Annotated in this window: 23 protein-coding genes, 1 tRNA gene and 1 pseudogene; 10 read left to right on the forward strand and 15 right to left on the reverse strand. The window is 52.1% G+C overall.

Annotated features, from left to right (window positions below; all coding sequences use genetic code 11):
• On the reverse strand, positions 1–116 hold a 116-nt coding region (locus tag ACMV5I_RS13980; RefSeq protein ID WP_414824650.1), incomplete at its 3' end, for a hypothetical protein.
• A 158-nt stretch (positions 117–274) separates the two neighbouring features.
• Here ACMV5I_RS13980 and ACMV5I_RS13985 point away from each other — a divergent pair.
• Positions 275–768, forward strand: a pseudogene (locus ACMV5I_RS13985) (integrase core domain-containing protein); the annotation flags it as partial.
• 186 nt (positions 769–954) lie between these two features.
• Here the strand turns inward: ACMV5I_RS13985 and ychF are convergent.
• Positions 955–2,046 (reverse strand): redox-regulated ATPase YchF, encoded by a 1,092-nt coding sequence (gene ychF, locus ACMV5I_RS13990; protein ID WP_021181096.1) that lies wholly within the window; start codon positions 2,044–2,046, stop codon positions 955–957.
• Between the two features lie 920 nt (positions 2,047–2,966).
• Between ychF and ACMV5I_RS13995 the strand changes: the two genes are divergently transcribed.
• On the forward strand, positions 2,967–3,212 hold the full coding sequence (locus ACMV5I_RS13995; protein ID WP_202728991.1) for a hypothetical protein: 246 nt from the start codon (positions 2,967–2,969) through the stop codon (positions 3,210–3,212).
• A gap of 25 nt (positions 3,213–3,237) precedes the next feature.
• Here the strand turns inward: ACMV5I_RS13995 and pth are convergent, their stop codons facing one another.
• Positions 3,238–3,828, reverse strand: a complete 591-nt coding sequence (gene pth, locus ACMV5I_RS14000; protein WP_021806702.1) for an aminoacyl-tRNA hydrolase — start codon at positions 3,826–3,828, stop codon at positions 3,238–3,240.
• 365 nt (positions 3,829–4,193) lie between these two features.
• On the opposite strand from pth, the gene ychH reads away from it, so the two are divergent.
• The gene (gene ychH / locus ACMV5I_RS14005; RefSeq protein ID WP_121607068.1) at positions 4,194–4,472 is read left to right on the forward strand and encodes a stress-induced protein YchH; all 279 of its coding nucleotides are present in this window, start codon (positions 4,194–4,196) and stop codon (positions 4,470–4,472) included.
• Positions 4,473–4,653: 181 nt separating this feature from the next.
• Here the strand turns inward: ychH and prs are convergent, their stop codons facing one another.
• From prs to ACMV5I_RS14025, 4 genes are all read right to left on the reverse strand, one after another.
• Positions 4,654–5,601, reverse strand: coding sequence for a ribose-phosphate diphosphokinase (gene prs, locus ACMV5I_RS14010; RefSeq protein WP_002211240.1), 948 nt, complete (start codon positions 5,599–5,601; stop codon positions 4,654–4,656).
• Between the two features lie 171 nt (positions 5,602–5,772).
• Positions 5,773–6,639 carry a 4-(cytidine 5'-diphospho)-2-C-methyl-D-erythritol kinase gene (ispE, locus tag ACMV5I_RS14015; RefSeq protein ID WP_202671359.1) on the reverse strand — a complete coding sequence of 289 codons (867 nt, stop codon included), beginning with the start codon at positions 6,637–6,639 and terminating at the stop codon, positions 5,773–5,775.
• On the reverse strand, positions 6,639–7,259 hold the full coding sequence (gene lolB, locus ACMV5I_RS14020; RefSeq protein WP_021181100.1) for a lipoprotein insertase outer membrane protein LolB: 621 nt from the start codon (positions 7,257–7,259) through the stop codon (positions 6,639–6,641). Before lolB ends, ispE begins: the two co-directional genes overlap by 1 nt.
• Positions 7,260–7,511: 252 nt before the next feature.
• Positions 7,512–8,657, reverse strand: a complete 1,146-nt coding sequence (locus ACMV5I_RS14025; RefSeq protein WP_414824611.1) for a porin — start codon at positions 8,655–8,657, stop codon at positions 7,512–7,514.
• A gap of 492 nt (positions 8,658–9,149) precedes the next feature.
• Between ACMV5I_RS14025 and hemA the strand changes: the two genes are divergently transcribed.
• From hemA to kdsA, 6 genes are read left to right on the forward strand one after another with little or no spacing between them, the layout of a single operon-like run.
• Complete coding sequence (hemA, locus tag ACMV5I_RS14030; RefSeq protein ID WP_024528845.1) at positions 9,150–10,412, forward strand: glutamyl-tRNA reductase; 1,263 nt, start codon at positions 9,150–9,152, stop codon at positions 10,410–10,412.
• Between the two features lie 32 nt (positions 10,413–10,444).
• On the forward strand, positions 10,445–11,530 hold the full coding sequence (prfA, locus tag ACMV5I_RS14035) for a peptide chain release factor 1 (RefSeq protein ID WP_024528846.1): 1,086 nt from the start codon (positions 10,445–10,447) through the stop codon (positions 11,528–11,530).
• Positions 11,530–12,363 carry a peptide chain release factor N(5)-glutamine methyltransferase gene (gene prmC / locus ACMV5I_RS14040; RefSeq protein ID WP_202810872.1) on the forward strand — a complete coding sequence of 278 codons (834 nt, stop codon included), beginning with the start codon at positions 11,530–11,532 and terminating at the stop codon, positions 12,361–12,363. Before prfA ends, prmC begins: the two co-directional genes overlap by 1 nt.
• 18 nt (positions 12,364–12,381) lie before the next feature.
• Positions 12,382–12,780, forward strand: coding sequence for a SirB2 family protein (locus tag ACMV5I_RS14045; RefSeq protein ID WP_414824612.1), 399 nt, complete (start codon positions 12,382–12,384; stop codon positions 12,778–12,780).
• Entirely contained in the window at positions 12,777–13,586 is an 810-nt protein-coding gene (gene sirB1, locus ACMV5I_RS14050; RefSeq protein ID WP_021806696.1) for an invasion regulator SirB1, read from the forward strand. Before ACMV5I_RS14045 ends, sirB1 begins: the two co-directional genes overlap by 4 nt.
• A 38-nt stretch (positions 13,587–13,624) precedes the next feature.
• Positions 13,625–14,479 (forward strand): 3-deoxy-8-phosphooctulonate synthase, encoded by an 855-nt coding sequence (gene kdsA, locus ACMV5I_RS14055; protein WP_024485431.1) that lies wholly within the window; start codon positions 13,625–13,627, stop codon positions 14,477–14,479.
• 172 nt (positions 14,480–14,651) lie between these two features.
• On the opposite strand, the gene dauA is transcribed toward kdsA, so the two are convergent.
• Both dauA and ACMV5I_RS14065 read right to left on the reverse strand, forming a co-directional pair.
• Positions 14,652–16,343, reverse strand: coding sequence for a C4-dicarboxylic acid transporter DauA (dauA, locus tag ACMV5I_RS14060; RefSeq protein ID WP_121607061.1), 1,692 nt, complete (start codon positions 16,341–16,343; stop codon positions 14,652–14,654).
• Between the two features lie 228 nt (positions 16,344–16,571).
• Entirely contained in the window at positions 16,572–17,057 is a 486-nt protein-coding gene (locus tag ACMV5I_RS14065) for a heme-degrading domain-containing protein (protein ID WP_414824614.1), read from the reverse strand.
• Positions 17,058–17,254: 197 nt separating this feature from the next.
• Between ACMV5I_RS14065 and ACMV5I_RS14070 the strand changes: the two genes are divergently transcribed.
• Positions 17,255–18,370 (forward strand): diguanylate cyclase, encoded by a 1,116-nt coding sequence (locus ACMV5I_RS14070; RefSeq protein ID WP_414824615.1) that lies wholly within the window; start codon positions 17,255–17,257, stop codon positions 18,368–18,370.
• Positions 18,371–18,407: 37 nt separating this feature from the next.
• On the opposite strand, the gene ACMV5I_RS14075 is transcribed toward ACMV5I_RS14070, so the two are convergent.
• The 6 genes from ACMV5I_RS14075 to lsrB form a co-directional block, all read right to left on the reverse strand.
• Positions 18,408–18,788, reverse strand: a complete 381-nt coding sequence (locus ACMV5I_RS14075; RefSeq protein WP_414824616.1) for a DUF1622 domain-containing protein — start codon at positions 18,786–18,788, stop codon at positions 18,408–18,410.
• 102 nt (positions 18,789–18,890) lie between these two features.
• Complete coding sequence (locus tag ACMV5I_RS14080; RefSeq protein WP_024486940.1) at positions 18,891–19,100, reverse strand: hypothetical protein; 210 nt, start codon at positions 19,098–19,100, stop codon at positions 18,891–18,893.
• A gap of 534 nt (positions 19,101–19,634) precedes the next feature.
• Positions 19,635–19,724, reverse strand: a tRNA-Ser gene (locus ACMV5I_RS14085).
• Between the two features lie 219 nt (positions 19,725–19,943).
• Positions 19,944–20,234 (reverse strand): (4S)-4-hydroxy-5-phosphonooxypentane-2,3-dione isomerase, encoded by a 291-nt coding sequence (gene lsrG, locus ACMV5I_RS14090; protein ID WP_414824617.1) that lies wholly within the window; start codon positions 20,232–20,234, stop codon positions 19,944–19,946.
• Positions 20,235–20,291: 57 nt separating this feature from the next.
• Positions 20,292–21,167, reverse strand: a complete 876-nt coding sequence (lsrF, locus tag ACMV5I_RS14095; RefSeq protein WP_024486575.1) for a 3-hydroxy-5-phosphonooxypentane-2,4-dione thiolase — start codon at positions 21,165–21,167, stop codon at positions 20,292–20,294.
• A gap of 34 nt (positions 21,168–21,201) precedes the next feature.
• Positions 21,202–22,224, reverse strand: coding sequence for an autoinducer 2 ABC transporter substrate-binding protein LsrB (gene lsrB, locus ACMV5I_RS14100; RefSeq protein WP_024486576.1), 1,023 nt, complete (start codon positions 22,222–22,224; stop codon positions 21,202–21,204).
• Positions 22,225–22,262 lie beyond the last annotated feature (38 nt).

A 22,262-nucleotide genomic window follows, 5' to 3' on the forward strand; every position in this document is an offset into this window, starting at 1 on the left:
GCCTTGTTGTAGGTGGCCCAGTTGGTGATTTTGAACTTTTGTTTTGCCACGTGATATCGCTGCAGGATGAGGAGTGTGGTGATCTGATCCTGACTACGGCCAAAAGTTCGATTTATTCAACAACGCCCAGAATCGCGAAACAGTAGTGTTAATGTGAAATACGATGGGGCTGTCGCAACTCTCTCTTTTAGCTTGCCGTTTGTGTGGTCCACGTGCTGTTATTCGCGCGTATCAATGAACTACCGTTTGAACGCAGGCGCCTTGGTTACAGCTACTGCTGCGTCCGTCTGCCCCCAACCTGGGGTGGTCGATGGATTTTATTATGGGATGTATTGGCAACGGGGCGCCGTATAAAGTGCCTGACTTGTGTGGATGATTTCACGAAGGAGTGTCTGACGGCACCGTGGCCTTAAGAATTTCGCGGCTTCATAACGGGCATTTTGGACGGTATTGCACTGTTTTGTGGTTATCCGGTGACGATAAGAACAGATCAAGTGCCTGAGTTCACCTGCTGGGCACTAGACCCGTACGTTTATGGGAATGGTGCGGAGTTGTGATTTATCCATCGCATTAAGCCGACACAAAATGGGTCTATTGAGAACTTTAGAGGACGTTTTCGCTATGAATACCGTAATGAACATTTTTAAGAGATGCTAGTCGCGCGCGGGGAATAAACAATGAATGATGAAAGGATTAAAACGAGTGCCGACCGCACTCATCGCTGAATTATTTGATATACCTGAGTTTGCAACTGGGTGGCAGAACTGAGAAGATCGGGAGTAAATAAACCGATATTACTAAGCGAACGCTGTATCTAATCCTGTGGGGCAGGCGGCATTTCATACGGTATTTTAGCTACGTCGGACATTTAAAATCCACGCGATTGCGTGGATTTTAAATGTCCGACGTGCCTCCATGATTATCAACAATATCTTATGGAACAGCAGAAACCATTTAGACGTTAAACAAGAAGTTCATCACATCGCCATCTTTAACGACGTAGTCTTTCCCTTCTGAACGCATCTTGCCGGCCTCTTTGGCACCTTGCTCACCCTTGTAGGTGATAAAGTCTTCAAAGGCGATGGTCTGCGCACGGATAAAGCCTTTTTCAAAGTCGGTGTGGATTTTACCGGCCGCTTGCGGGGCAGTAGCACCAACCGGGATGGTCCAGGCACGTACTTCCTTCACGCCAGCGGTGAAGTAGGTTTGCAGATTGAGCAATTCATAACCTGCGCGGATCACGCGGTTCAGACCTGGTTCTTCCAGACCCAACTCAGCCATAAATTCAGCACGGTCTTCATCTTCCAGCTCTGCAATGTCGGATTCAACAGCGGCGCAAACAGCAACCACCACGGAACCTTCTTCGGCAGCAATCTTGCGTACAACATCCAGATACGGGTTGTTCTCAAAACCGTCTTCGTTGACGTTGGCGATGTACATGGTTGGCTTCAGAGTCAGGAAGCTCAGGTAGCGGATCGCGGCTTTATCTTCAGCAGTCAGATCCAGAGCACGCAGCATACCGGCGTTCTCCAACTGTGGCAGGCATTTTTCCAGCGCAGCCAATTCAGCTTTTGCGTCTTTATCGCCGCCTTTGGCTTTCTTCTGCACACGATGAATGGCGCGTTCGCAGGTATCAAGGTCGGACAGTGCCAACTCGGTGTTGATGACGTCGATATCGTCAGCTGGATCCACTTTGTTATTCACGTGAATGATGTTGTCATTCTCAAAGCAACGTACCACGTGGCCGATAGCTTCGGTTTCGCGGATGTTGGTCAGGAACTGGTTACCCAGGCCTTCACCTTTGGAAGCCCCTTTTACCAGGCCTGCGATATCAACGAATTCCATGGTGGTGGGCAGAATGCGTTGTGGTTTGACGATCTCGGCCAGTTGATCCAGACGTGCATCGGGCATCGGTACCACGCCGGTATTGGGTTCAATGGTGCAGAACGGGAAGTTAGCCGCTTCAATACCCGCTTTGGTCAACGCATTGAACAGGGTGGATTTGCCAACGTTAGGCAGACCGACGATACCGCATTTGAATCCCATGTTTATATCACCTTAAATATCTTGACTATCAACAGGTTAACATTAGCCTGCTGCATAAAGGACGAAATTATCCCGCCATTATACACGTAATGGGCAGTTATCTCGATCTGCCCGTTGCTGGCGCTATCACTTGAGGCGTTCCTTACGGCTGCTAACGCCTGGGTCGGCTCAATTCAACGTCGGTAGAGGTGTTCTGCAGGCAAGGTGCAGAGCCAGGTTGAACACATCTGGCAATAGGGCATAGAACGCTAATATCTGAGATTATTCTGGGTATTTGTTATCAGATATTTAGTAATATAAGTGAGTTAATGTTTTATTTTAAATGCATGTTTAGCTACAAAAGACACTCTTTTTCTGAGGTTATTCTTGGGGGGGCTTTCCCTCATCCAATGAAACAATGTGGCAACATATGATAATAAAAGCGGGTGGATTACGGCGGATAAAGAGTTACAGAACGTTAAGCCGCAAGACGTCACTTATCTTATGGTAGGCTATCTATATAGGCTAGAAAAATGCATTAATTTCAAACTAGCTTTTGTTTTAAATATGATGAATATTTAATCTTGGTCTCGTTTGGTAGTCATTTTTTTCAGTGAGATATGTTCATATGATATTGTTTTTATTTGTATTTATTATTTTGTGTGATTATTATTTGTACTCAGCCTGAATGGTTAATTTATTTAATATATTATTGTAATTGCCTTTGGTTTAATGAGAATTATCTGTGACTGTTTAATGGAAATATCCTACAATCCTTATAGGATGTTTCCGTGTAAATATAAGTATTGTCTTAATTATATTGAGGTAGACTTAGAGGGGTAACGATAATTTTAACTATAAGTATTGTTGGGATTATTTTTTTAAGATATTATCCGCGTCTTATTGCTTGTACCATTTAAATTCAAGGAGGAATTTATTCCATGAATGGGATTGATGTGCTTTCCGCACCGATTTTATTATTACTTTCGGTTATTTCTTTTATTATTCATTTCAGGAACGAGCGGAGGAAGAGCCTGATTGAGCGGCCTTTTTTTGGTGGAAATGCGGATTCGAAAAAGAAAACTACGCCGGATGTGGTTGATGTTGTTGTGCAAAACAACGTGCAGCCATGCTGTACCCGTAAACTGTGCCGCTATTGCCCGATAAGTAGCAGGCCAAGCAAGTGAAAATCACATCACTTGGCCTAACCGCTTAGCTAGTCGCTTTAAATGCATGCAAACGATTCATGGCTTTAGTCATACCTTCCTTCAGCAAGATCTCCGTGCAACGTAGCGACTCATCGATGGCATCATCAATCAGCGTTTGCTCTGATGCTGGCGGTTTACCCAGCACAAAGCCTACCACCTTGTTTTTATCCCCTGGGTGGCCGATGCCAATGCGCAAGCGATAAAAGTTCGGGTTGTTGCCCAGCTTGCTCTGGATATCCTTCAGGCCATTGTGGCCACCGTTGCTGCCACCTAATTTGAGTTTCGCCACTCCTGGTGGCAGATCCAATTCATCGTGGGCTACCAGGATCTCTTCCGGCAGAATGCGGTAGAAGGTAGCCAAGGCGCCAACGGCTTTACCACTCAGGTTCATAAAGGTGGTAGGAACCAGCAGCCGAACGTCGTTACCGGCCAAATTCAGGCGTGCGGTGTAACCGAAGAACTTACTCTCTTCCTTCAGCGGTTGGTTGTGGCGTTGCGCCAGTAGGTCAACATACCATGCGCCGGCATTGTGCCGTGTCTGGGCATATTCAGCGCCCGGGTTGGCCAGGCCAACAATCAGTTTGATACTGCTCACAAGAGATTCACTATGCTAGAAAAATGGAAAGGGCGTGCCCGTTGCCTGCCAGGTGCGATCGCCTGAGGTTTCACAACGGCACAGCTCGAAATTTATAGGCCGTTAGTGTACCTGCCTGCGTGCAGAATGACAAAAATCTGGCGCCTCCCCCCGTGAATAGCTGAAAACTGAATAATACATTAGTAAAACAATTTAGTTACCTCGCTAATTTTTATCATAAAGTAAAGAATTGTCAGCCTTTTGTTGCCATTTGTGATCGGTCACGCAATACCCATGCTGAAATAACGACTATACTTAACTAATCAAAGTGGGATAACGAGTTAGGGTTTTCCCTCTATTGGCACATGGCACTATGGAGGTGGCATATGAAACGTAAAAACGCTGAGGTCATTGGCAACGTTTTAATGGGAATGGGTATGGTGGTAATGATTGGCGGGGTTGGATACTCCATCCTGGCTGAAGTATCACAGTTCAATTTGCCGCAGTTCTTTGCCCACGGCGCCATCATTAGTATCTTTATCGGCGCCTTGTTGTGGCTGGCCGGTGCACGTATTGGTGGGCGCGAGCGGGTTGCAGATCGTTATTGGTGGGCAAAACACTTTGATAAACGCTGCCAAAACAACCCGCGCCGTCCGTCACATTGATTAACCACAACCAAGGATCTGGCGAACAAAGGCAAGGGAGCCTGGCCGTATAAGGTTTAAGGTTATGTCCCACATCCCGTAAAAAACCCGTTGTTGCTCGCGCTTCAACGGGTTTTTTGTTTTCTGAGGTGTTCACCCGAACAACCTGGCGCAGTGGAGGTGAACCGCGCCAGAGAAGGGATTAATGTTCGAACATCGCGGAAATTGACTCTTCATTGCTGATACGGCGGATAGCTTCAGCCAACATACCGGACAAGGTCAGAGTACGAACGTTTTTCAACGCTTTGATTTCTGCTGACAGCGGAATAGTGTCACAGACGATCACTTCATCAATCACCGAGTTCCTGATGTTATCCACGGCGTTACCGGAGAAGATCGGGTGCGTGGCGTAGGCAAATACGCGCTTGGCACCGCGTTCTTTCAACGCTTCGGCTGCTTTACACAAGGTACCACCGGTATCGATCATGTCATCGACCAGTACACAGTCACGGCCTGCCACGTCCCCGATAATATGCATCACCTGAGAAACGTTTGCGCGAGGGCGACGTTTATCAATGATGGCCATGTCGGTATCGTTAAGCAGTTTGGCGATCGCGCGGGCGCGCACGACACCACCGATATCTGGGGAAACCACGATCGGGTTTTCCAGGTTCTGTTGCAACATGTCTTCCAACAGGATCGGGCTACCGAATACGTTATCTACCGGGACATCGAAGAAACCTTGGATCTGCTCGGCATGCAGATCGACTGTCAATACGCGGTCAACCCCTACGCTGGAGAGGAAGTCGGCAACAACTTTGGCAGTGATTGGCACACGCGCAGAACGCACGCGGCGATCCTGGCGGGCATAGCCGAAGTAAGGAATTACAGCAGTAATACGACCTGCGGAGGCGCGACGCAGGGCATCAACCATAACAACCAGTTCCATCAGGTTGTCGTTGGTGGGTGCACAGGTGGACTGGATGATGAAAATATCACCGCCGCGTACATTTTCGTTGATTTGCACGCTCACTTCGCCGTCGCTAAAACGACCTACAGCGGCGTCACCAAGGCTGGTGTACAAACGGTTGGCAATACGTTGTGCTAGTTCCGGGGTGGCGTTACCAGCAAAAAGCTTCATATCAGGCACGAGAAGAACCTCAGCATGCGTCCAGAGAAGATATTGTCATACGGTCTTCGCCAAGGGGCAGTTGGCGACGCCGACGCAATATACATACGGGTGTGTAAAACTAACTTGAACTGCAGAGCAGCGCAGAGATGACAGGGCCAGGTAGACGACCCTGCGCAACGACACGTTGAGCTACGGCTCAAACTGCCCGGAACGGATGCGATGTAGTGGTGAGACGTTAACGCCACGCGCTACAAATCCACGCAACCAGGCCGGGGCTTGATTTAACACCTGAAGAGCGGCGGGCTCGGAGTCGAATTCTGCAAACACACAAGCACCTGTGCCAGTCAGGCGTGACGGCGCGTATTGTAACAGCCATGAAAGAAGCTGTTCAACCTCGCGAAAACGTTTTCTTGCGATCGGTTCGCAATCATTTGCGTAAGGTGCCTGTAATAGGGCGTTCAGAGGGCGAACCGGGGTGTCTCTTTTTAATTCGGCATCGGCAAAAATCACCGGTGTGGGGATGCTGACGCCGGGATGAGCGACCAAATACCACTTTTCTGCCGGATTTGCCGGCTGTAGCAGTTCACCGATCCCTTCGGCAAATGCCGCATGGCCGCGCACAAATACCGGGACATCGGCACCGAGGGTTAGCCCCATCTCTGCCAACTGGTCGTCGCTCAGGCCACATTGCCAAAGTTCATTCAGTGCGACCAGCACCGTTGCCGCGTTGGAAGAGCCGCCGCCAAGGCCGCCACCCATCGGCAAGCGCTTGTCTATGCTGATGTCAGCCCCACGGGGAAGGGTGGCAATGGCGTGGGCCGTGCAATGTTGCTGTAACAGACGAGCGGCCCGGACGATCAGGTTCTGCTCATCTGGCACCCCTTCTACGGGTGTTAGCAACTGGATCTGGTCATCCTGGCGGGGAACGATGGTTAGCGTATCGCCATAATCCAGGAACTGGAACAACGTTTGCAACTGATGGTAGCCGTCTGCACGACGGCCGGTGATATAGAGAAACAGGTTCAACTTTGCCGGGGAAGGCCATTGGTGGATCATCACTTGAGCGTCCAGTTATCCATTTTCAGCTTGATGCGTTGATCGCCCTGTTGCAGCTCAAGGCGGCTCGGTAACGGGATTTTGAGATCGGTATTGTAGTCCTGATAGGTGACAACCCAGGTCAGATCGCCCTGTTTGTAGGTCAGTTTGTTCAGGCGGTACTGGGAGTCCAGGCTGAAATCGGTAGCTTGCCCAGGCAGGCCAAGCATCCACTGGCGCAGGTTATCCAATGGGATCTGCATGCCGGTCAGCTTGCGGATCATCTCTTCCGGGTTGTCGCTGACATAGCGTTTACCCTGGTTATCCGTCAGTTGCACCACGCTTTTTTGCACGTTCAACTCCAGCTCGGTGCTGCCAAGCGGGTTGGTCAGCAGCAGGCGGTAGCGATCGGGCGTGTATTGTTGCCAGAAGAAGCGGGCGTAGACTTTTTTCTGATCGGTCAGATAAGCAAAAGCGCCCCGGGTCTGATACTGCTCAAGCTGTTGCACCGCTTGCTCATGAGCGAGCCACTGCGGAGACGTCGGGCTGGTGGCCGGGCCAGGCTTGGTGAGAGTACAGGCCGTCAGCACCAGGCTGGCTAATGGGATCAGGCGAAGCAAACTAACTTTGCGGATAGGCATAACGTTTTGTTGTCCTTTTGTCCTTGCGGGGCAGTGCTGTTTAGCATTTCTGCCACCACGCTAACGGGCGAGTGGCGTAACGTCAATAATACAATGGCGCAAAAGCCTTGCAGCAAGGGTGGCGTCTGGCGTGTGGAAGATTGTAAACGATGGCGAGGTTTTTTGGGGTGGAAATCTGTGGGCGCAGTATGTTGCATCCCTACAGAGCGAATCTTTCGCCTCAGCGCGCCACCAGTGGCGCGCTTTGCCAGATCAGAAATCGTAACGCAAACGAACAACCGTCATATCGCCCAGATTATCGGTGCTGGACGTCAGCACGTGTTCAACGTCGGCGCGGAAACCGTAGTCGAACTGGAAGGAGACACCCAAGCCATTATCAATACGCTGATAATCGCGGCCAGTGGTGTACTGCAGGCGGTCGCCCATAAAGTAAGGCATGATGGATTTCACCGCGTATTCGCCTACCGGGAAGCTATAACCGACGAAATATTCAATCCCCCAGGCATCCCCGGCGAAGTAGTTGTTCACCTGATTTTTCTTGCTGGTCAGGAAGTTGTCATACCAGCCGCCGCCAAAGCTGAGCGTCCAGTTGTCCGGCTTCCAGCTCAGTGCGGTACCAAAAATGTTCTGATTGTAGTCATTGCTTTCGCCACTATTGGGGTTACGCATCTCGGCGCTGGTGTAGTTCCAGGCGGTGCCCCAGGTCAGGTCTTTGCTCAGGTGATAATCCACACCGAATGAACCGCCGCCCTTGCGCTTGTAGCGTAAGCCATTACCAGGCAGATATTCGTCATCGTTGAACAGGTAAGCGGCGTAGATATCGGCATCGCCCACGGTTGTTTTATATTTCAGCATGCTGCGTGACCGGTAGGAGCCGTCATAGTCGCCGTTAATGCCGTTGCCTGGTGCCTGGGCCAGCATGTCGTAATCCCAGATGTCGGTTTTGGCCCCGACCACGTCGTAGTAAACGCTGTTTTGCTTACCGAAGGTCAGTTGACCCCAGGTTTTGCTTTTCAGGCCGGTATACAGCATACGGCGTGAGGTGTTGTTGGCACCCTCTGCGTAGTGGTTATCCCAACTGAATAGCGCCGGGATGTTGACGCCTAACTCGTAATAGTTGATCCAGCTGATGTCGTCGAACAGGTAGTAATCAGTGGCGAAGCGAAAACGTGTGCCGCCGTCAAAACCGTTGCGTTTATAAGAACCTTTATCGCCATCGCCAGTCATCATGTTGAACTGTGGGCGAATACTACCGCCAACGGTGAAAGTGAGGCGGCTAAGGGGATCGCCCGCTTGCGGATCCTGCTTTAATAAGGTGATTTCACCATGTGCTGCAAATGCGCTACAACCCGCTATCAGCCCTGCGGTAACCGCCTGGCTTAATCTACGTAATTTCATGGAACGTCCCTTCTTACGTGCTGCTCAAGAAATGAAAACCCATCCATCGGCCAACAACGCCCGGGGCTTTCTGGTTTGCTCACTTTCCGATTTCAGAAAGTGAAATTATGAAACGGTTTTTGTGTAAATAATTCGCCAGCTAACTATTTGGCGGGATTATGGGAACATGCCGAAAAAATAGCAATTAAAACAATGGAAACCGTAACCTATCGCGATTATCAGTAATGTGAAATGTTAAGCTGTGGGAATACGAAGGATGTCGTCAAGCAGGCTGAAAGGGGGAGTTTGCAAGGGTTGGCGTTGCCTTTCAGCGTTTTTCCCTTGAGGTTTCTGATGAGTTTGAAACATACCGAGTTTTGTCGTGCTGACTGATTTGTCCCGCCAATACCAGCGATTGGCCGGAAGATGCGGTTGTCACTTTAATTGATGTCGCGCATCAAGTAGAATGCCGGACAACGAGAACCCGTACCAAGAGAAGTATTACTCGAAGCAATGACCCTTCTGGCGTTAGGTATTAATCACAAAACCGCTCCGGTTTCTCTGCGAGAACGGGTGACCTTCTCCCCAGAGTCGATCGACAAGGCGCTGAATAGCTTGCTGCAACAGCCATTGGTGCAGGGCGGCGTTGTGCTGTCTACCTGTAACCGTACCGAGCTGTACCTCAGCGTGGAGCAGCAGGATCATCTGCATGAACAACTGGTAGCCTGGTTATGTGATTATCACCATCTGCGCCCTGAAGACGTGCGCAAGAGCCTGTATTGGCATCACGGCGACGAGGCCGTCAGCCACCTGATGCGCGTTGCCAGCGGGTTAGACTCTTTGGTACTGGGTGAACCCCAGATCCTCGGGCAGGTAAAGAAAGCCTTTGCCGAATCCCAGCGTGGCCAGTCACTTTCCGGTGAGCTGGAGCGCCTGTTCCAGAAATCCTTCTCCGTTGCCAAACGTGTACGCACTGAAACCGAAATCGGTGCCAGCGCGGTATCCGTTGCCTTCGCCGCCTGTGCGCTGGCGCGTCAAATCTTCGAATCCCTTGCCGAACTGAATGTGCTGTTGGTCGGTGCCGGGGAAACGATCGAGCTGGTTGCCCGCCATCTGCGTGAGCATAAAGTGCAGCATATGATCATCGCTAACCGCACCCGTGAACGCGCTCAGGTATTGGCGCAAGAGGTAGGGGCAGAGGTGATCTCATTGCCGGAGATTGACGCACGCCTGGCAGATGCCGATATCATTATCAGCTCCACCGCCAGTCCGTTGCCCATCATCGGCAAGGGCATGGTTGAGCGGGCACTGAAAGCGCGCCGCAATCAGCCTATGTTGCTGGTGGATATTGCCGTTCCGCGCGATATCGAGCCGGAAGTGGGCAAACTGGCGAACGCCTATCTCTACACCGTGGACGACCTGCAGGCCATTATTCAGAGCAATATGGCGCAACGGCAGGCGGCGGCCGTACAGGCCGAGACCATTGTGCAGCAGGAAAGCAGCAATTTCATGACCTGGCTGCGCTCACAGGGCGCGACAGATACCATCAGAGACTACCGTTCGCAGGCCGATCAAATCCGTGCGGAAATGGAGTCAAAAGCGCTGGCTGCGATTGCTCAAGGCGCTAACGTGGAGCAGGTGATCCATGAACTGGCCCACAGATTAACCAATCGTCTTATTCATGCCCCTACCAAATCCCTCCAGCAGGCCGCCGGTGACGGCGACATGGAGCGGTTGCACATTTTACGCGACAGCCTCGGGCTGGATCAGCATTAGTTCTCTTTTATTAACAGGGTTTAAAACCACGCATGAAGCCTTCTATTGTTGCCAAACTGGAAGCGTTACAAGAGCGCCATGAAGAAGTTCAGGCGCTGCTCGGCGATGCCGGTGTCATTGCCGATCAAGATCGGTTCCGTGGCCTGTCGCGCGAATATGCGCAGTTGACCGACGTCAGCCGTTGTTTTCTGGAATGGCGTCAGGTGCAGGACGATCTCGCCACGGCAGAGATGATGCTGGACGATCCGGAAATGCGCGAAATGGCGCAGGAAGAGCTGAAACAGGCCAAAGCGGCGACGGAAGAGCTGGAACAGCAGCTGCAGGTGCTACTGCTGCCGAAGGATCCGGACGATGAGCGCGACTGCTTCCTGGAAGTGCGCGCCGGAACCGGTGGCGACGAAGCGGCTATCTTTGCTGGCGATCTGTTCCGTATGTATAGCCGTTACGCTGAAACTCGCCGCTGGCGGGTTGAGATCATGAGCGAAAACGTGGGTGAACACGGCGGTTACAAAGAGGTGATTGCCAAAGTCTCTGGCGACGGCGTTTACGGTCAACTGAAGTTTGAGTCCGGCGGTCATCGCGTTCAGCGCGTGCCGGAAACCGAATCCCAGGGCCGTATCCATACCTCTGCCTGCACGGTGGCGGTGATGCCAGCGGTACCAGAGGCGGAGCTGCCAGAAATCAACGCGGGCGATCTGAAAATCGATACCTTCCGTTCCTCCGGGGCCGGTGGTCAGCACGTTAACACCACCGATTCTGCGATCCGTATTACCCACTTGCCGACCGGCATTGTAGTTGAATGCCAGGACGAACGTTCACAGCACAAGAACAAAGCCAAGGCGATGTCGGTGCTTGGGGCACGTATCCGCGCGGCAGAGATGGCGAAACGCCAGTTGGCAGAGGCTTCTACCCGCCGCAACCTGCTGGGCACCGGCGATCGTTCCGATCGTAACCGTACCTATAACTTCCCGCAGGGGCGTGTGACCGACCACCGCATCAACCTGACGCTGTATCGTCTGGATGAGGTGATGGAAGGCAAACTGGATATGCTAATTCAACCGATCGTGCAGGAATACCAGGCCGATCAGTTGGCCGCGCTCTCTGCCGAGCCTGAGTAATGGATTATCAAACCTGGCTGAAAACCGCGACCTTACGCCTGACGCACAGTGACAGCGCCAAACGTGATGCGGAGATCCTGTTGGGTTTCGTGACCGGTCGGGCCAGAACCTACTTGTTGGCGTTTGGCGAAACTCCGCTGACGGCAGAGCAGGCTGAGCAGTTAACGGTGCTGCTGGCTCGCCGTGAGCGCGGGGAACCGGTGGCGTATCTGGTTGGCGAGCGTGAGTTCTGGTCGCTCCCTCTGTCGGTTTCGCCTGCTACGCTAATCCCGCGCCCGGATACCGAATGTTTGGTGGAGTTGGCCTTGGAGCGTCTGCCCGCAACGCCGTGTGCCATTCTGGATCTTGGCACCGGCACCGGCGCGATTGCCCTGGCGTTAGCCAGCGAAAGACCAGACTGCCAGCTCACCGGCATCGATCTGCAATCGGAGGCCGTGGCGCTGGCGCAGCATAACGCGCAAAAACTGGCGATTAACAATGCGCGCTTTTTGCAAGGGAGCTGGTTTACGCCGGTGGCCGGGCAAAAGTTTGCGCTGATCGCCAGTAATCCTCCCTATATTGATGAAGCCGATCCTCACCTTGGGCAGGGCGATGTCCGATTTGAACCCGGCAGTGCGCTGGTGGCCGCCGATCAGGGGCTGGCCGATCTGGCAGCGATCGTGCAGCAGGCCGCAGATTATTTAGAGCCGCAGGGTTGGCTGTTGCTTGAGCACGGTTGGCAACAGGGTGAAAGTGTACGTACGCTTCTGAATGCCGCGGGATTTATCGCGGTGGCAACGCATCGCGACTATGGCGGCAACGATCGCGTGACTCTGGGCCAAAAACCACTATAAGAAACCAAGGAAACCATTATGGCCGCTTACATGGCGCTAAAACATCTGCATTTATTAACGGTAGCCATCAGCATTACGTTGTTTGTACTGCGTTTCTTCTGGAAGTGGCGTGCATCGCCGATGATCAACCAGCGCTGGGTAAAGATCACGCCGCATATCAATGATACGGTGCTGTTTGCCACCGGTATTGCCCTGGTGGTGATGTTCAAACTTTACCCACTGCTTGGCATGGACTCGTGGCTGACCGAGAAGTTGTTTGGCGTTATTATCTATATCCTGTTGGGCTATGTCGCATTGGGCAAGAAGACGCAAAGCTGGAATATCCGTACCTTGGCATTCGTTCTGGCACTGGGCTGTCTGTATCTGATCGTTAAACTTGCCACGACCAAAATACCGTTCTTGATGGGATACCTATGAGCAGCATTGCCGATTTCGAATTTAACACTTCCTCACTGAGTGAGGGGGTGATCCTGGTATCCAAGATCATCCGGCGGGACTTTCCGGTGGCGGAAGTTGAGCGCAAGTTACAGCAGTTGAGTGAAGAAGCGCGCGCAATCATCCCGGACGATCTCAACCAGGATCAGCAGTTGGAAGCGCTTATCGAATTGTTCTTTAAAACCTGGGGATTCGGCGGTGCCAGCGGTGTTTATCGGCTCTCTGACGCCATCTGGCTGGATAAGGTGTTGGAAGCCCGCCAAGGTACGCCAGTCTCTCTGGGAACCATTTTCCTGCATATTGCCCACCAGTTGGATCTGCCGCTGATGCCGGTGATTTTCCCCACTCAGCTGATCATGCGTGCTGACTGGCTGGATGAGGAGATGTGGCTGGTTAACCCGTTGAACGGGGAAACGCTTAACGAACATCAGTTGCAGGTTTGGCTCAAAGGTAATCTGGGGCTGGGGGCTGAACTGGAAGATGACGATCTGGACGAATCGGAAAACATTCTGGTGGTGCGTAAGATGCTCGATACGCTGAAAGCCGCGCTGATGGATGAAAAGCAGATGGAAATTGCGCTGCGAGCCAGCGAGGCGGTGCTGAGTTTTGACCCAGACGATCCTTACGAGATCCGTGACCGTGGCTTGATTTATGCCCAGCTGGAATGCAACCATATCGCTATTTCCGATCTCAACTATTTTGTCGAGCAGTGCCCTGAAGACCCGGTGAGTGAAGTGATAAAAATTCAAATCCACTCCATCGAGCTCAAGCAGGTCACGCTGCATTAATTCACTGATTCCGATTTATTAATCAATAAGGTGCAAGCATGGAACAGAAAGTAGTCAGCATTGGCGACATCAAGGTAGCGAACGATCTACCGTTTGTACTGTTCGGCGGTATGAACGTACTGGAATCACGCGATTTGGCGATGCGCATCTGCGAACACTACGTCACCGTGACGCAAAAACTGGGCATCCCTTACGTTTTCAAAGCCTCTTTTGATAAAGCCAACCGTTCATCTATCCATTCTTACCGTGGCCCAGGCCTGGAAGAAGGGATGAAGATTTTCCAGGAAATCAAAAGCACCTTCGGCGTGAAAATTATCACCGATGTGCATGAAGCCTCACAGGCGCAGCCAGTTTCTGAAGTGGTTGATGTGATCCAGCTGCCAGCCTTCCTGGCACGCCAGACCGACCTGGTTGAAGCCATGGCGAAAACCGGCGCGGTGATCAACGTCAAGAAACCGCAGTTCGTCAGCCCGGGCCAGATGGGCAATATCGTCGATAAATTCAAAGAAGGCGGCAACGATCAGGTTATCCTGTGCGATCGTGGCAGCAACTTTGGCTATGACAACCTGGTAGTTGATATGTTGGGTATCAACGTGATGAAGAATGTGACCGGTGGCCATCCGGTGATCTTTGACGTGACCCACGCCCTGCAAACCCGCGATCCGTTTGGTGCTGCTTCAGGCGGCCGCCGCGCGCAGGTTGCCGAGCTGGCTCGTGCCGGTATGGCGGTAGGTTTGGCTGGCCTGTTTATCGAGGCACACCCAGATCCAAGCAATGCCAAATGCGATGGTCCTTCGGCGTTGCCGTTGGATAAGCTGGAACCGTTCCTGGTGCAAATGAAAGCCATTGACGATCTGGTGAAAAGCTTCGCTGAGCTGGATACCAGCAACTAACTGCTGCTGGCAAACCCTCTCCTGGCCCATGATGTAGGGGCGCTGCATGCTGCGTCCGCCTCGAGAATCAATGGGTTAGGTAGGTTGGGGTGTTCGATTTCGACAAACTCAGCAATATTGCTACTTTGTCATCGATTTGAAGGCCCGACATTAATTTGTCGGGCCTTTTGCTTTACTGGCCGTTAAGCGCGGTGAGTGCCTCAGGCAAGGTGGGGTAGAAATGCAGTTTGCCATCGATTGGCTTCATGCGCGCACGAGCCAGGGTTTTTAACGGCTGGAACGGAATATCGGTGATCACCAGCTGTTTTTCGGCGGGCAGGGCGTCGATATAACGTTGCAACGCGTTGAGCCCCCCGGCATCCAGCACCGGCACGGCATCCCATTGCAATACGATGGTGTGGTAGTTTTCACCGCGTACCAGCAGATCGTTGAACACGCGTTCGGCAGCGGCGAAGAACAGCGGCCCGTTGACGCGTAGCACCAGCCGGCCATCCTCGGCGCTCAACTCGCTCAGGCGGGTCATGCGTGCGATTCGGCGCATAAACAGCAGTGAGGCCAGCACGATGCCAACGGTAATGGCAATCACCATATCAAACAGTACCGTCAGCGACATACACAGCAGCATCACCAAAATGTCGTCTTTCGGCGCCCGGCGCAACAGATAAACCACTTTATGCGCCTCGCTCATGTTCCAGGCGACCAATAGCAACAGCGAAGCCATCGCCGCCAGCGGTAAGTAGGACAGCCACGGTGCCAGCATCAGCAAGGACAGCAGCACCATTAACGAGTGGATGATTGCCGAAACCGGTGAGGTTGCTCCTGCTCGCACGTTGGCTGCCGAGCGGGCAATGGCGGCCGTCGCGGTAATGCCACCGAAGAACGGGGCGATGATATTACCCGCGCCCTGGCCAATCAGTTCGGCGTTGGAGTGGTGCTTTTTGCCCGTCATGCCATCCAACACTACCGCGCACAGCAGCGATTCGATCGCACCAAGCATCGCCATGGAAAAGGCTGCCGGTAACAGAGCGGAAAGCAGCTGCCAGCTCAGCTCCGTTGGTTTACCGTCGCCAGCAGGCAGATGCCATGGCAACAGCCACTGCGGCAGGATCGGCGGGATACCTTGGCCTTGGCTGCCGTCTGCCAGTTCGAAACTGAAACGGGAGCCAATGGTCGCAACCTGATGATCGAACTGTGCCAGAATTGCCATCACTGCGGTGCCAGCCAACAAGGCGGGCAGGTGGCCGGGAATACGCAGCCCCAGCTTTGGCCAGAGCAGCAGGACCACCAAGGTGACCGCGCCAATCAGCGTATCGCCATAGTCCAGGGTGGGTAAAGCATGCAACAGCGCATTCACCTTACCGATGTAGTTTTCCGGTACTTCCGCCAGCTGTAAGCCAAAGAAATCCTTCACCTGCATAGTGGCGATGGTGATGGCAATCCCAGAGGTAAACCCAAGCGTGACCGAAAGTGGAATGTATTCGATCAGGCGGCCAAGCCGCGCCAACCCCATAATCAGCAGGAATACGCCGGACAGCATGGTGGCAATCAATAGGCCAGAGAGCCCAAACTGCTGTGAAACGGGGAACAGGATCACCACAAACGCCGCGGTGGGGCCGGAAACGCTGTAGCGCGAACCGCCGCTGACGGCGATTACGATGCCAGCAATGGCGGCGGTATACAGCCCATACTGTGGGGGAACGCCGCTGGCAATGGCCAGCGCCATCGCCAGGGGTATGGCAATGATGCCGACGGTCACCCCGGCAATGGCATCTTTCAGCAGACGTTGAAGGGAATAGGGCTCGCGCCAGCAGGCATCTATCAGGGCGCTAAAAGGGCGGATACCGTTGATTTCGTGCGTTTTCATCTAAGTTGCAAACCAAGTCTATAAAAGAGAACGGAATGGCGGGCCATGGAGGTCCGTCTCGGAATAGCTGGTAGATACCATACCCCTTTCTGTCCGCCGATACCTAGATTTGTATCAAAGCATCAGGATTGCGATTAATTTATATTTGTTCAGCGGACTATTCGCGCCAAGCGCCAGCCTGTGCAGATCGTCCGCTGTGGATTGGGGGAAAAGCGCAGCTTTTATCGCTTAGTGTACTGAGGGCAAGGGTAAGCCTAGAAACTGAGCAAGAGTGCTGACCAGCAGATGATGGTCTTCGAGCTGCGGGGAGCCAGAAATAGAGATGGAACCGACACAACCCACATTGAGCAGGTTGATGGGGAATGCGCCACCGTGGGCGGCATAGTCACGTACGCTGAGGCCATATCTCTCCTCCAGCGTCACTTGCCGTTGTTGCAGGCGTAAACCCACGGCATAAGAGCTTTTATGGAAATGGTTGACCACGTTGCGCTTGCGCCGCACCCAGTCGGCAATGTCTGGCGTTGCGCCTGGCAGGGCGTAATAAAACAGCGTTTGTCCGTTTAGCTGAATTTCGATAGCGATGGGTAATTGGCGATGTTCTGCGGCATTTTTTAGCGCTACACCCAGCTCCCACGCGGTGGCATGGTCGAAATGGTGGAAGGTAAGGTCCGCTTCTTGTGTCGCCAGCGCTTGCAATTCATCATCGATATTCATCAGATTTTCCCCGTGGTGTGATGGATAACAGACTATCCTGAACTGAGGATAGGACATAGATTGCCTGGCAATAACATATACCCACCTAGCCGTTATCATTTTGACTATCGTAGGGGCGCTGCATGCTGCGCCCATCTGGATAATCAGTAGTAACCCGAAAAACAACATTGCCGCATCCTGGAGTATGCCGAATAGTTATGACATATATTGCGTCAATCTCGTCTATTTACAGTGACGCGTGCATCACCTATGCCACGTTGTCGGTAACCTACTTTGCGCTTAGCAGAAATGCCCCTTTTTCCTACCAGTCCGCCGTGTGGAAACGAGTGTTATTTGGTGTGCTGGCGGGGCTGGCGGTGCTGTATCTGAATCAGACTCGGCTGTTGCTCACCGGTAACATTTATTACAGCTTTGCCATGATCCCGATGATTCTGGTGCTGTTTTTCGGTGGTGCAGTCAGTGGGATAGTGTGCTATCTGGTGAACTTTGGCTTTAACGGCGGCTTCACGCTGGATAATCTATTCATCGGTTCGATCATCTTGCCGCTGCTCCTATCGGGGGTCTGGCGGAAAAAATCGAACCGGGTGTTTTACCTTACCATCGGTATCATTGCGCTCTACCGCATTGCCGTGGTCGGCTCGTTCGTCAACTTCCGTGAACTGTGGCTGGATATTCTGTTGTATCAGGCCGCATCGGCGCTTTGCCTGGCGATTTGCTACCACGCCCTGAGTTTTAAAGAGCGCCATATTAATGCCTTTTTCTCCATGCGCAACAAGGCGACGACCGACAGCCTGACCCACATCAACAACCGCGCCAGCGTGGACTACAAAATGATGCTGAAGCATGCCCAACGGGAGTCTTGTGGCCTAATGTTGCTGGATTTGGATAATTTCAAACAGGTGAATGACACCCATGGTCATTTGGCCGGTGACGGTGTATTGGCCAGCGTGGGGGCCATTCTGAAAGATTGCGTACGTGATGAAGACTTTGTCGGCCGTTACGGCGGCGAGGAGTTTATGGTCATCACTTCCAGCTATGAACCGCTGCATATTGCGGCCGTGGCGGAACGTATTCGCAGCCGGGTGGAAGAATTTGATTTTATTACCGAGAGTGGGGAGGCGATCCGGTTGACCATCTCCATTGGGACCTCGCTCTATCTGGCTGGTATGTCGGTGGAGAAAGCGATAGAGATGACGGATGAAGCGCTGTATGACGCTAAGCGCGAGGGTAAAAACCGCGTGGTAAGCAGCCGTTTGATGTCGCTATCACAGTTGGGGAAGAGGTATAGCCCTATGGCGGCTAAGAAGTCTTAGCCTGGCCCGGGAGTAAACAACGCTTTCTCTGACACCTTTACTTTTTCCCCTCCAGTGTTGTTGCGTCGGTTTTACCGACGACAGCAACATTGCTTTCAGCATAATCTAACTCTTTAGATAAAAAGTAATTAAGGAATGTACGTATCACGGCAATGATTACCAGTTTAACCAATTCTTCCATACTAGGGTTGATCGTCGTTGCCAAGATATCAGCCGCTAATTGAAACTCTAACGCCAAAGCAAGCCAGGTTCCAAAACGTGCCCTTATTAAATAGAGTATGGACTGACTTTTAACTTTGGTGATTGTAGTATAAAGTGCCTTTATCAGCCCGACAAAAACGCAAATAACGGATAGAAACTCTAAAAAAACCTGTAGCATTAGAGAGAAATAGATAATTATTTCTTTGATACTTTCCAATTAGATAGCTCCGTTTTCCATGTTTATCAGGCCTCTCACCAACAAACCGTGCTTAGTTAATGGCTTGGAGTAGGGCGTTTTAGCTCAGGCCCGTAAAGCATTTTACTTTTCGCTATGCTTGTTGTTTAAGTGCAGTGAAAAACACTTATTGAAATAAGCTTTGACGTGGTCTTCCATCGCGTGAACTTTTTCGTCAATGCGCTGGCAAAGGAATTCATCGCTATTCATTGCCTGGACTCGTTGTAACGCTATTAAGTCAATTTCTTTTTTTTGTTCTTCAGTCAATTCGTTGTTGGTGTGCTGATTAGTCATGATGATACCTGTATCCTGAGTAAAGTAACTAAATTATAGCCCTATCAGTATTGTAGCAAATACTTTCTAACTTTTGTTTAAACAGAGTGTGCCGATAAATTGTTCGATTTTATCGTTGTGGCGCTTACAACTACCTTAAAGCCGCACCCCTCACCCTAGCCCTCTCCCAAAAGGAGAGGGGACCGAATGTGCTACAACTTAATTACGGCAATCGTCCTCTACATCAAACTTGTCACCGAGCGCCTCTGTACCTGAACATGGCTCCGTACTAGCTCGCTCGCCCTTTGGGAGAGGGTTGGGGTGAGGGGGGATTAGTAGTCTTAACTGACAGCCAATAGCTCAGTCTTTATTGGAATATGGCGGTGAGAGAGGGCTTGATTCCAAGCTCACCCTACGGGCGGCCCGTCGGCCGTCCAAAATGTCTCTGCGCTGCGAGCCATTTTGTCGAACCCTGTCGAGGCTTCTCACCCCTCTCTGTACGGGGTATATGCAAAAAAAAAGTCTGAACGTGAGTTCAGACTTTCTCTTAAAATATGGCGGTGAGAGAGGGGTTCGAACCCTCGATACACTTACGCGTATACACACTTTCCAGGCGTGCTCCTTCAGCCACTCAGACACCTCACCGTACGTTGCGCGTTACTCAGTGCAACGGGGCGCTACTATAGGGAGAGTCGGTTAACCGGTCAAGAATATTTTTACGGTTTTAGCTCAGGTGGTTAAGCCGTGGTCGCTTTGGCGTAAATCAAGGCCGGAATAACGCATTTTTTAGTCCAGTACCTGCGGACAGGTGCTGTTCAAACACGAGCTTCATTGCTCGCCCCACCGGTAAGGTGGGGCAAGTCTTCAGGGCATTAAGCCAATAAAGGCCGTCTTTTTACGTGGACCGGTCATCAACGATTCCAACTCTTCAACACAAGCCTGGTAGTGCGGGGTCGTTTTATGGAAAGCCACGGCCTGCTCATCGGCGTAAGCCTCGTAAATATAAAAACGCGTGGGGATGTCAGGGTCCTGTAACACATCGAAGCGCAGGTTGCCCTTTTCCTGGATCGCACCCAGATGGTTTTGGCGAAACACCTCGATAAACCGCTCAACCTTGTCGTCATGAACGTTAATTTCGACCAGGGTAACGTGCATAATCAGCCTCCTTGAATGGGGGGCGGGTCTGGAAAACCAGCCCGCATTTCAGCCGTATCAGCCTTTTTCGCTAAGGAATAGTTCGTAGGCGTGTTCTACCGTTTCGTTCTGATGAACGATGGCGTGCACTGCCTTGATCATGGCAACCGGACTTTCTGACTGAAAAATATTCCGCCCCATATCTACCCCGGACGCCCCTTGATCAATCGCCTGGAAGCACATCTCCAGCGCCTCGCGCTCTGGTAACTTCTTCCCACCGGCGATAACTATCGGCACTGGGCAACCGGCCACAATGCGCTCGAATCCTTTATCCACGTAGTAAGTCTTGATGATTTGCGCCCCCATTTCGGCCGCGATACGTGTGGCCAGTGAGAAATAGCGCTGATCTCGTGCCATATCTTTCCCTACGCCGGTCACCGCCATGGTAGGCATGCCGACTTTCAGACCCGCATCGATCAGTTGGATGATGTTTTTAATCGACTGGTGTTCATGTTCCGTGCCGATATAAACCTGTGCGGCAACGGCACAGCTATTCAGACGCACCGCGTCGTCCATGGCGACCGCCACCGCCTCATTGCTCAACTCGGTCAGAATGGAGTTTGCCCCTGAAGCGCGTAGCACGATGGGTTTGTTGGTGGCTGGCGGGATCACGCTACGCAGAATACCCCGGGTACACATCAACACGTCGGCATGTGCAAACAGCGGCGCAATATTGATATCAATCCGCTCCAGCCCGGTCGTCGGCCCCTGGAAATAGCCGTGGTCAAAGGCCAGCATCACGGTTCTGTTGGTGCGGGGATTGAAAATGCGTGCCAGGCGGGACTGCATGCCCCAATCCAGCGCACCGCACCCTTTTAAACTGAACAGGGCATTTTGCTGCGGCTTATCGATATGGAAGTCTTTACCATCTTTGATGTCATCTAAATCAGCCATTGTCTTACTCCCTCCAAATAATCAGTGCGATAGGTTAGAAGTTGTATTTGTCGATATTGTCTTTATTGAACACCACGCGCTCAGGCAGCAGCACGATGCCATTGCCTTTTGCCTGGTAGTCGTAGCCTTGTACGCTATTCGGCGAAACCTCTACCTGACCCACTCCAGGGATATCGAGCTTGTCGCCAACCTTCAATTCGCCGTTTTTCAGCAGGGCGTTGGCCACGTAAACCGAGATTTTCCCCTGTTCGACCACGTCCCACAGGCCGAACTCTTTAACCGTGCCGCGCTGAATATAAGGGCGCATAACGTTTGGCGTGCTGAACCCTACAATTGCCACGTTGTCACGCTTGAGGTTTTCTGCCGCCTGGGCCGCAGCGGGCAGGGCATTGGCATCCGGGGCGATGATGGCATCCAGATCGCCGTAGGCTTTCAGGATCCCTTCGGCGGTTTGCAGTGACTTGGTGGCATCGTTGTAACCAAACTGTGTGGTGACCACTTCCCAGCCTGGATGGTCTTTTTCGATTTTACGCTTGGCTTCATTCACCCATTGGTTCTGGTCTGTGACTGTCGGGCTGGAGTAGAAGAAGGCGACCTTGGCCTTATCTTTCTTCACCTGATTGGCTGCCATATCGACCAACATGCCCCCGAGTTGAGCTGGTGTCCCCTGATTGATGTAGTAAGAACGGCATTCGGGCTTGGTGTCTGAGTCCCAGGTCAATACCTTCACGCCCCGCTGCATGGCGCGTTTTAACGCCGGGCAGAGTCCTTCCGGGGAAACGGCAGAGACGATAATGGCGTTATAGCCCTGGTTAACGAAGTTATTGATCAACTGAACCTGGCCGGAAACGCTAGGTTCGGTTGGGCCATCGTAGGTGACGTCAACGCCCAGCTCTTTCCCCGCCTCTAGTGCTCCATTACCCCCGCTGGTGAAAAAGCCGACGCCCACCAGTTTGGGGATAAAGGCAATGCGTTCCGCCGCCTGTACGCCAATGCTTAGCGAAGCCATGCCGAGTACGCTTAAAAGCGCGATTTTTTTGATACGTTGTAGGGTCATGTTGTTCTCCGTATATCGCGTTGTCAGAAGTTATCTGT

The sequence above is a fragment of the Serratia sp. T13T92 genome, assembly GCF_047530105.1.
In the GTDB taxonomy this organism is placed as follows: domain Bacteria; phylum Pseudomonadota; class Gammaproteobacteria; order Enterobacterales; family Enterobacteriaceae; genus Chania; species Chania fonticola.

Excerpts from the sequence above, each read along its gene's own strand:
- prmC (WP_202810872.1), top strand. The coding sequence starts at position 11,530 with ATGGATTATCAAACCTGGCTGAAAACCGCGACCTTACGCCTGACGCAC.
- lsrG (WP_414824617.1), bottom strand. The coding sequence starts at position 20,234 with ATGCACGTTACCCTGGTCGAAATTAACGTTCATGACGACAAGGTTGAG.
- ispE (WP_202671359.1), bottom strand. The coding sequence starts at position 6,639 with ATGATCCACCAATGGCCTTCCCCGGCAAAGTTGAACCTGTTTCTCTAT.
- ACMV5I_RS13995 (WP_202728991.1), top strand. The coding sequence starts at position 2,967 with ATGAATGGGATTGATGTGCTTTCCGCACCGATTTTATTATTACTTTCG.
- prfA (WP_024528846.1), top strand. The coding sequence starts at position 10,445 with ATGAAGCCTTCTATTGTTGCCAAACTGGAAGCGTTACAAGAGCGCCAT.
- hemA (WP_024528845.1), top strand. The coding sequence starts at position 9,150 with ATGACCCTTCTGGCGTTAGGTATTAATCACAAAACCGCTCCGGTTTCT.
- ychF (WP_021181096.1), bottom strand. The coding sequence starts at position 2,046 with ATGGGATTCAAATGCGGTATCGTCGGTCTGCCTAACGTTGGCAAATCC.
- ACMV5I_RS14065 (WP_414824614.1), bottom strand. The coding sequence starts at position 17,057 with ATGAATATCGATGATGAATTGCAAGCGCTGGCGACACAAGAAGCGGAC.
- ACMV5I_RS14045 (WP_414824612.1), top strand. The coding sequence starts at position 12,382 with ATGGCCGCTTACATGGCGCTAAAACATCTGCATTTATTAACGGTAGCC.
- sirB1 (WP_021806696.1), top strand. The coding sequence starts at position 12,777 with ATGAGCAGCATTGCCGATTTCGAATTTAACACTTCCTCACTGAGTGAG.
- lsrF (WP_024486575.1), bottom strand. The coding sequence starts at position 21,167 with ATGGCTGATTTAGATGACATCAAAGATGGTAAAGACTTCCATATCGAT.
- ACMV5I_RS14070 (WP_414824615.1), top strand. The coding sequence starts at position 17,255 with ATGACATATATTGCGTCAATCTCGTCTATTTACAGTGACGCGTGCATC.
- ACMV5I_RS14025 (WP_414824611.1), bottom strand. The coding sequence starts at position 8,657 with ATGAAATTACGTAGATTAAGCCAGGCGGTTACCGCAGGGCTGATAGCG.
- dauA (WP_121607061.1), bottom strand. The coding sequence starts at position 16,343 with ATGAAAACGCACGAAATCAACGGTATCCGCCCTTTTAGCGCCCTGATA.
- lsrB (WP_024486576.1), bottom strand. The coding sequence starts at position 22,224 with ATGACCCTACAACGTATCAAAAAAATCGCGCTTTTAAGCGTACTCGGC.
- lolB (WP_021181100.1), bottom strand. The coding sequence starts at position 7,259 with ATGCCTATCCGCAAAGTTAGTTTGCTTCGCCTGATCCCATTAGCCAGC.
- kdsA (WP_024485431.1), top strand. The coding sequence starts at position 13,625 with ATGGAACAGAAAGTAGTCAGCATTGGCGACATCAAGGTAGCGAACGAT.
- ychH (WP_121607068.1), top strand. The coding sequence starts at position 4,194 with ATGAAACGTAAAAACGCTGAGGTCATTGGCAACGTTTTAATGGGAATG.
- ACMV5I_RS14080 (WP_024486940.1), bottom strand. The coding sequence starts at position 19,100 with ATGACTAATCAGCACACCAACAACGAATTGACTGAAGAACAAAAAAAA.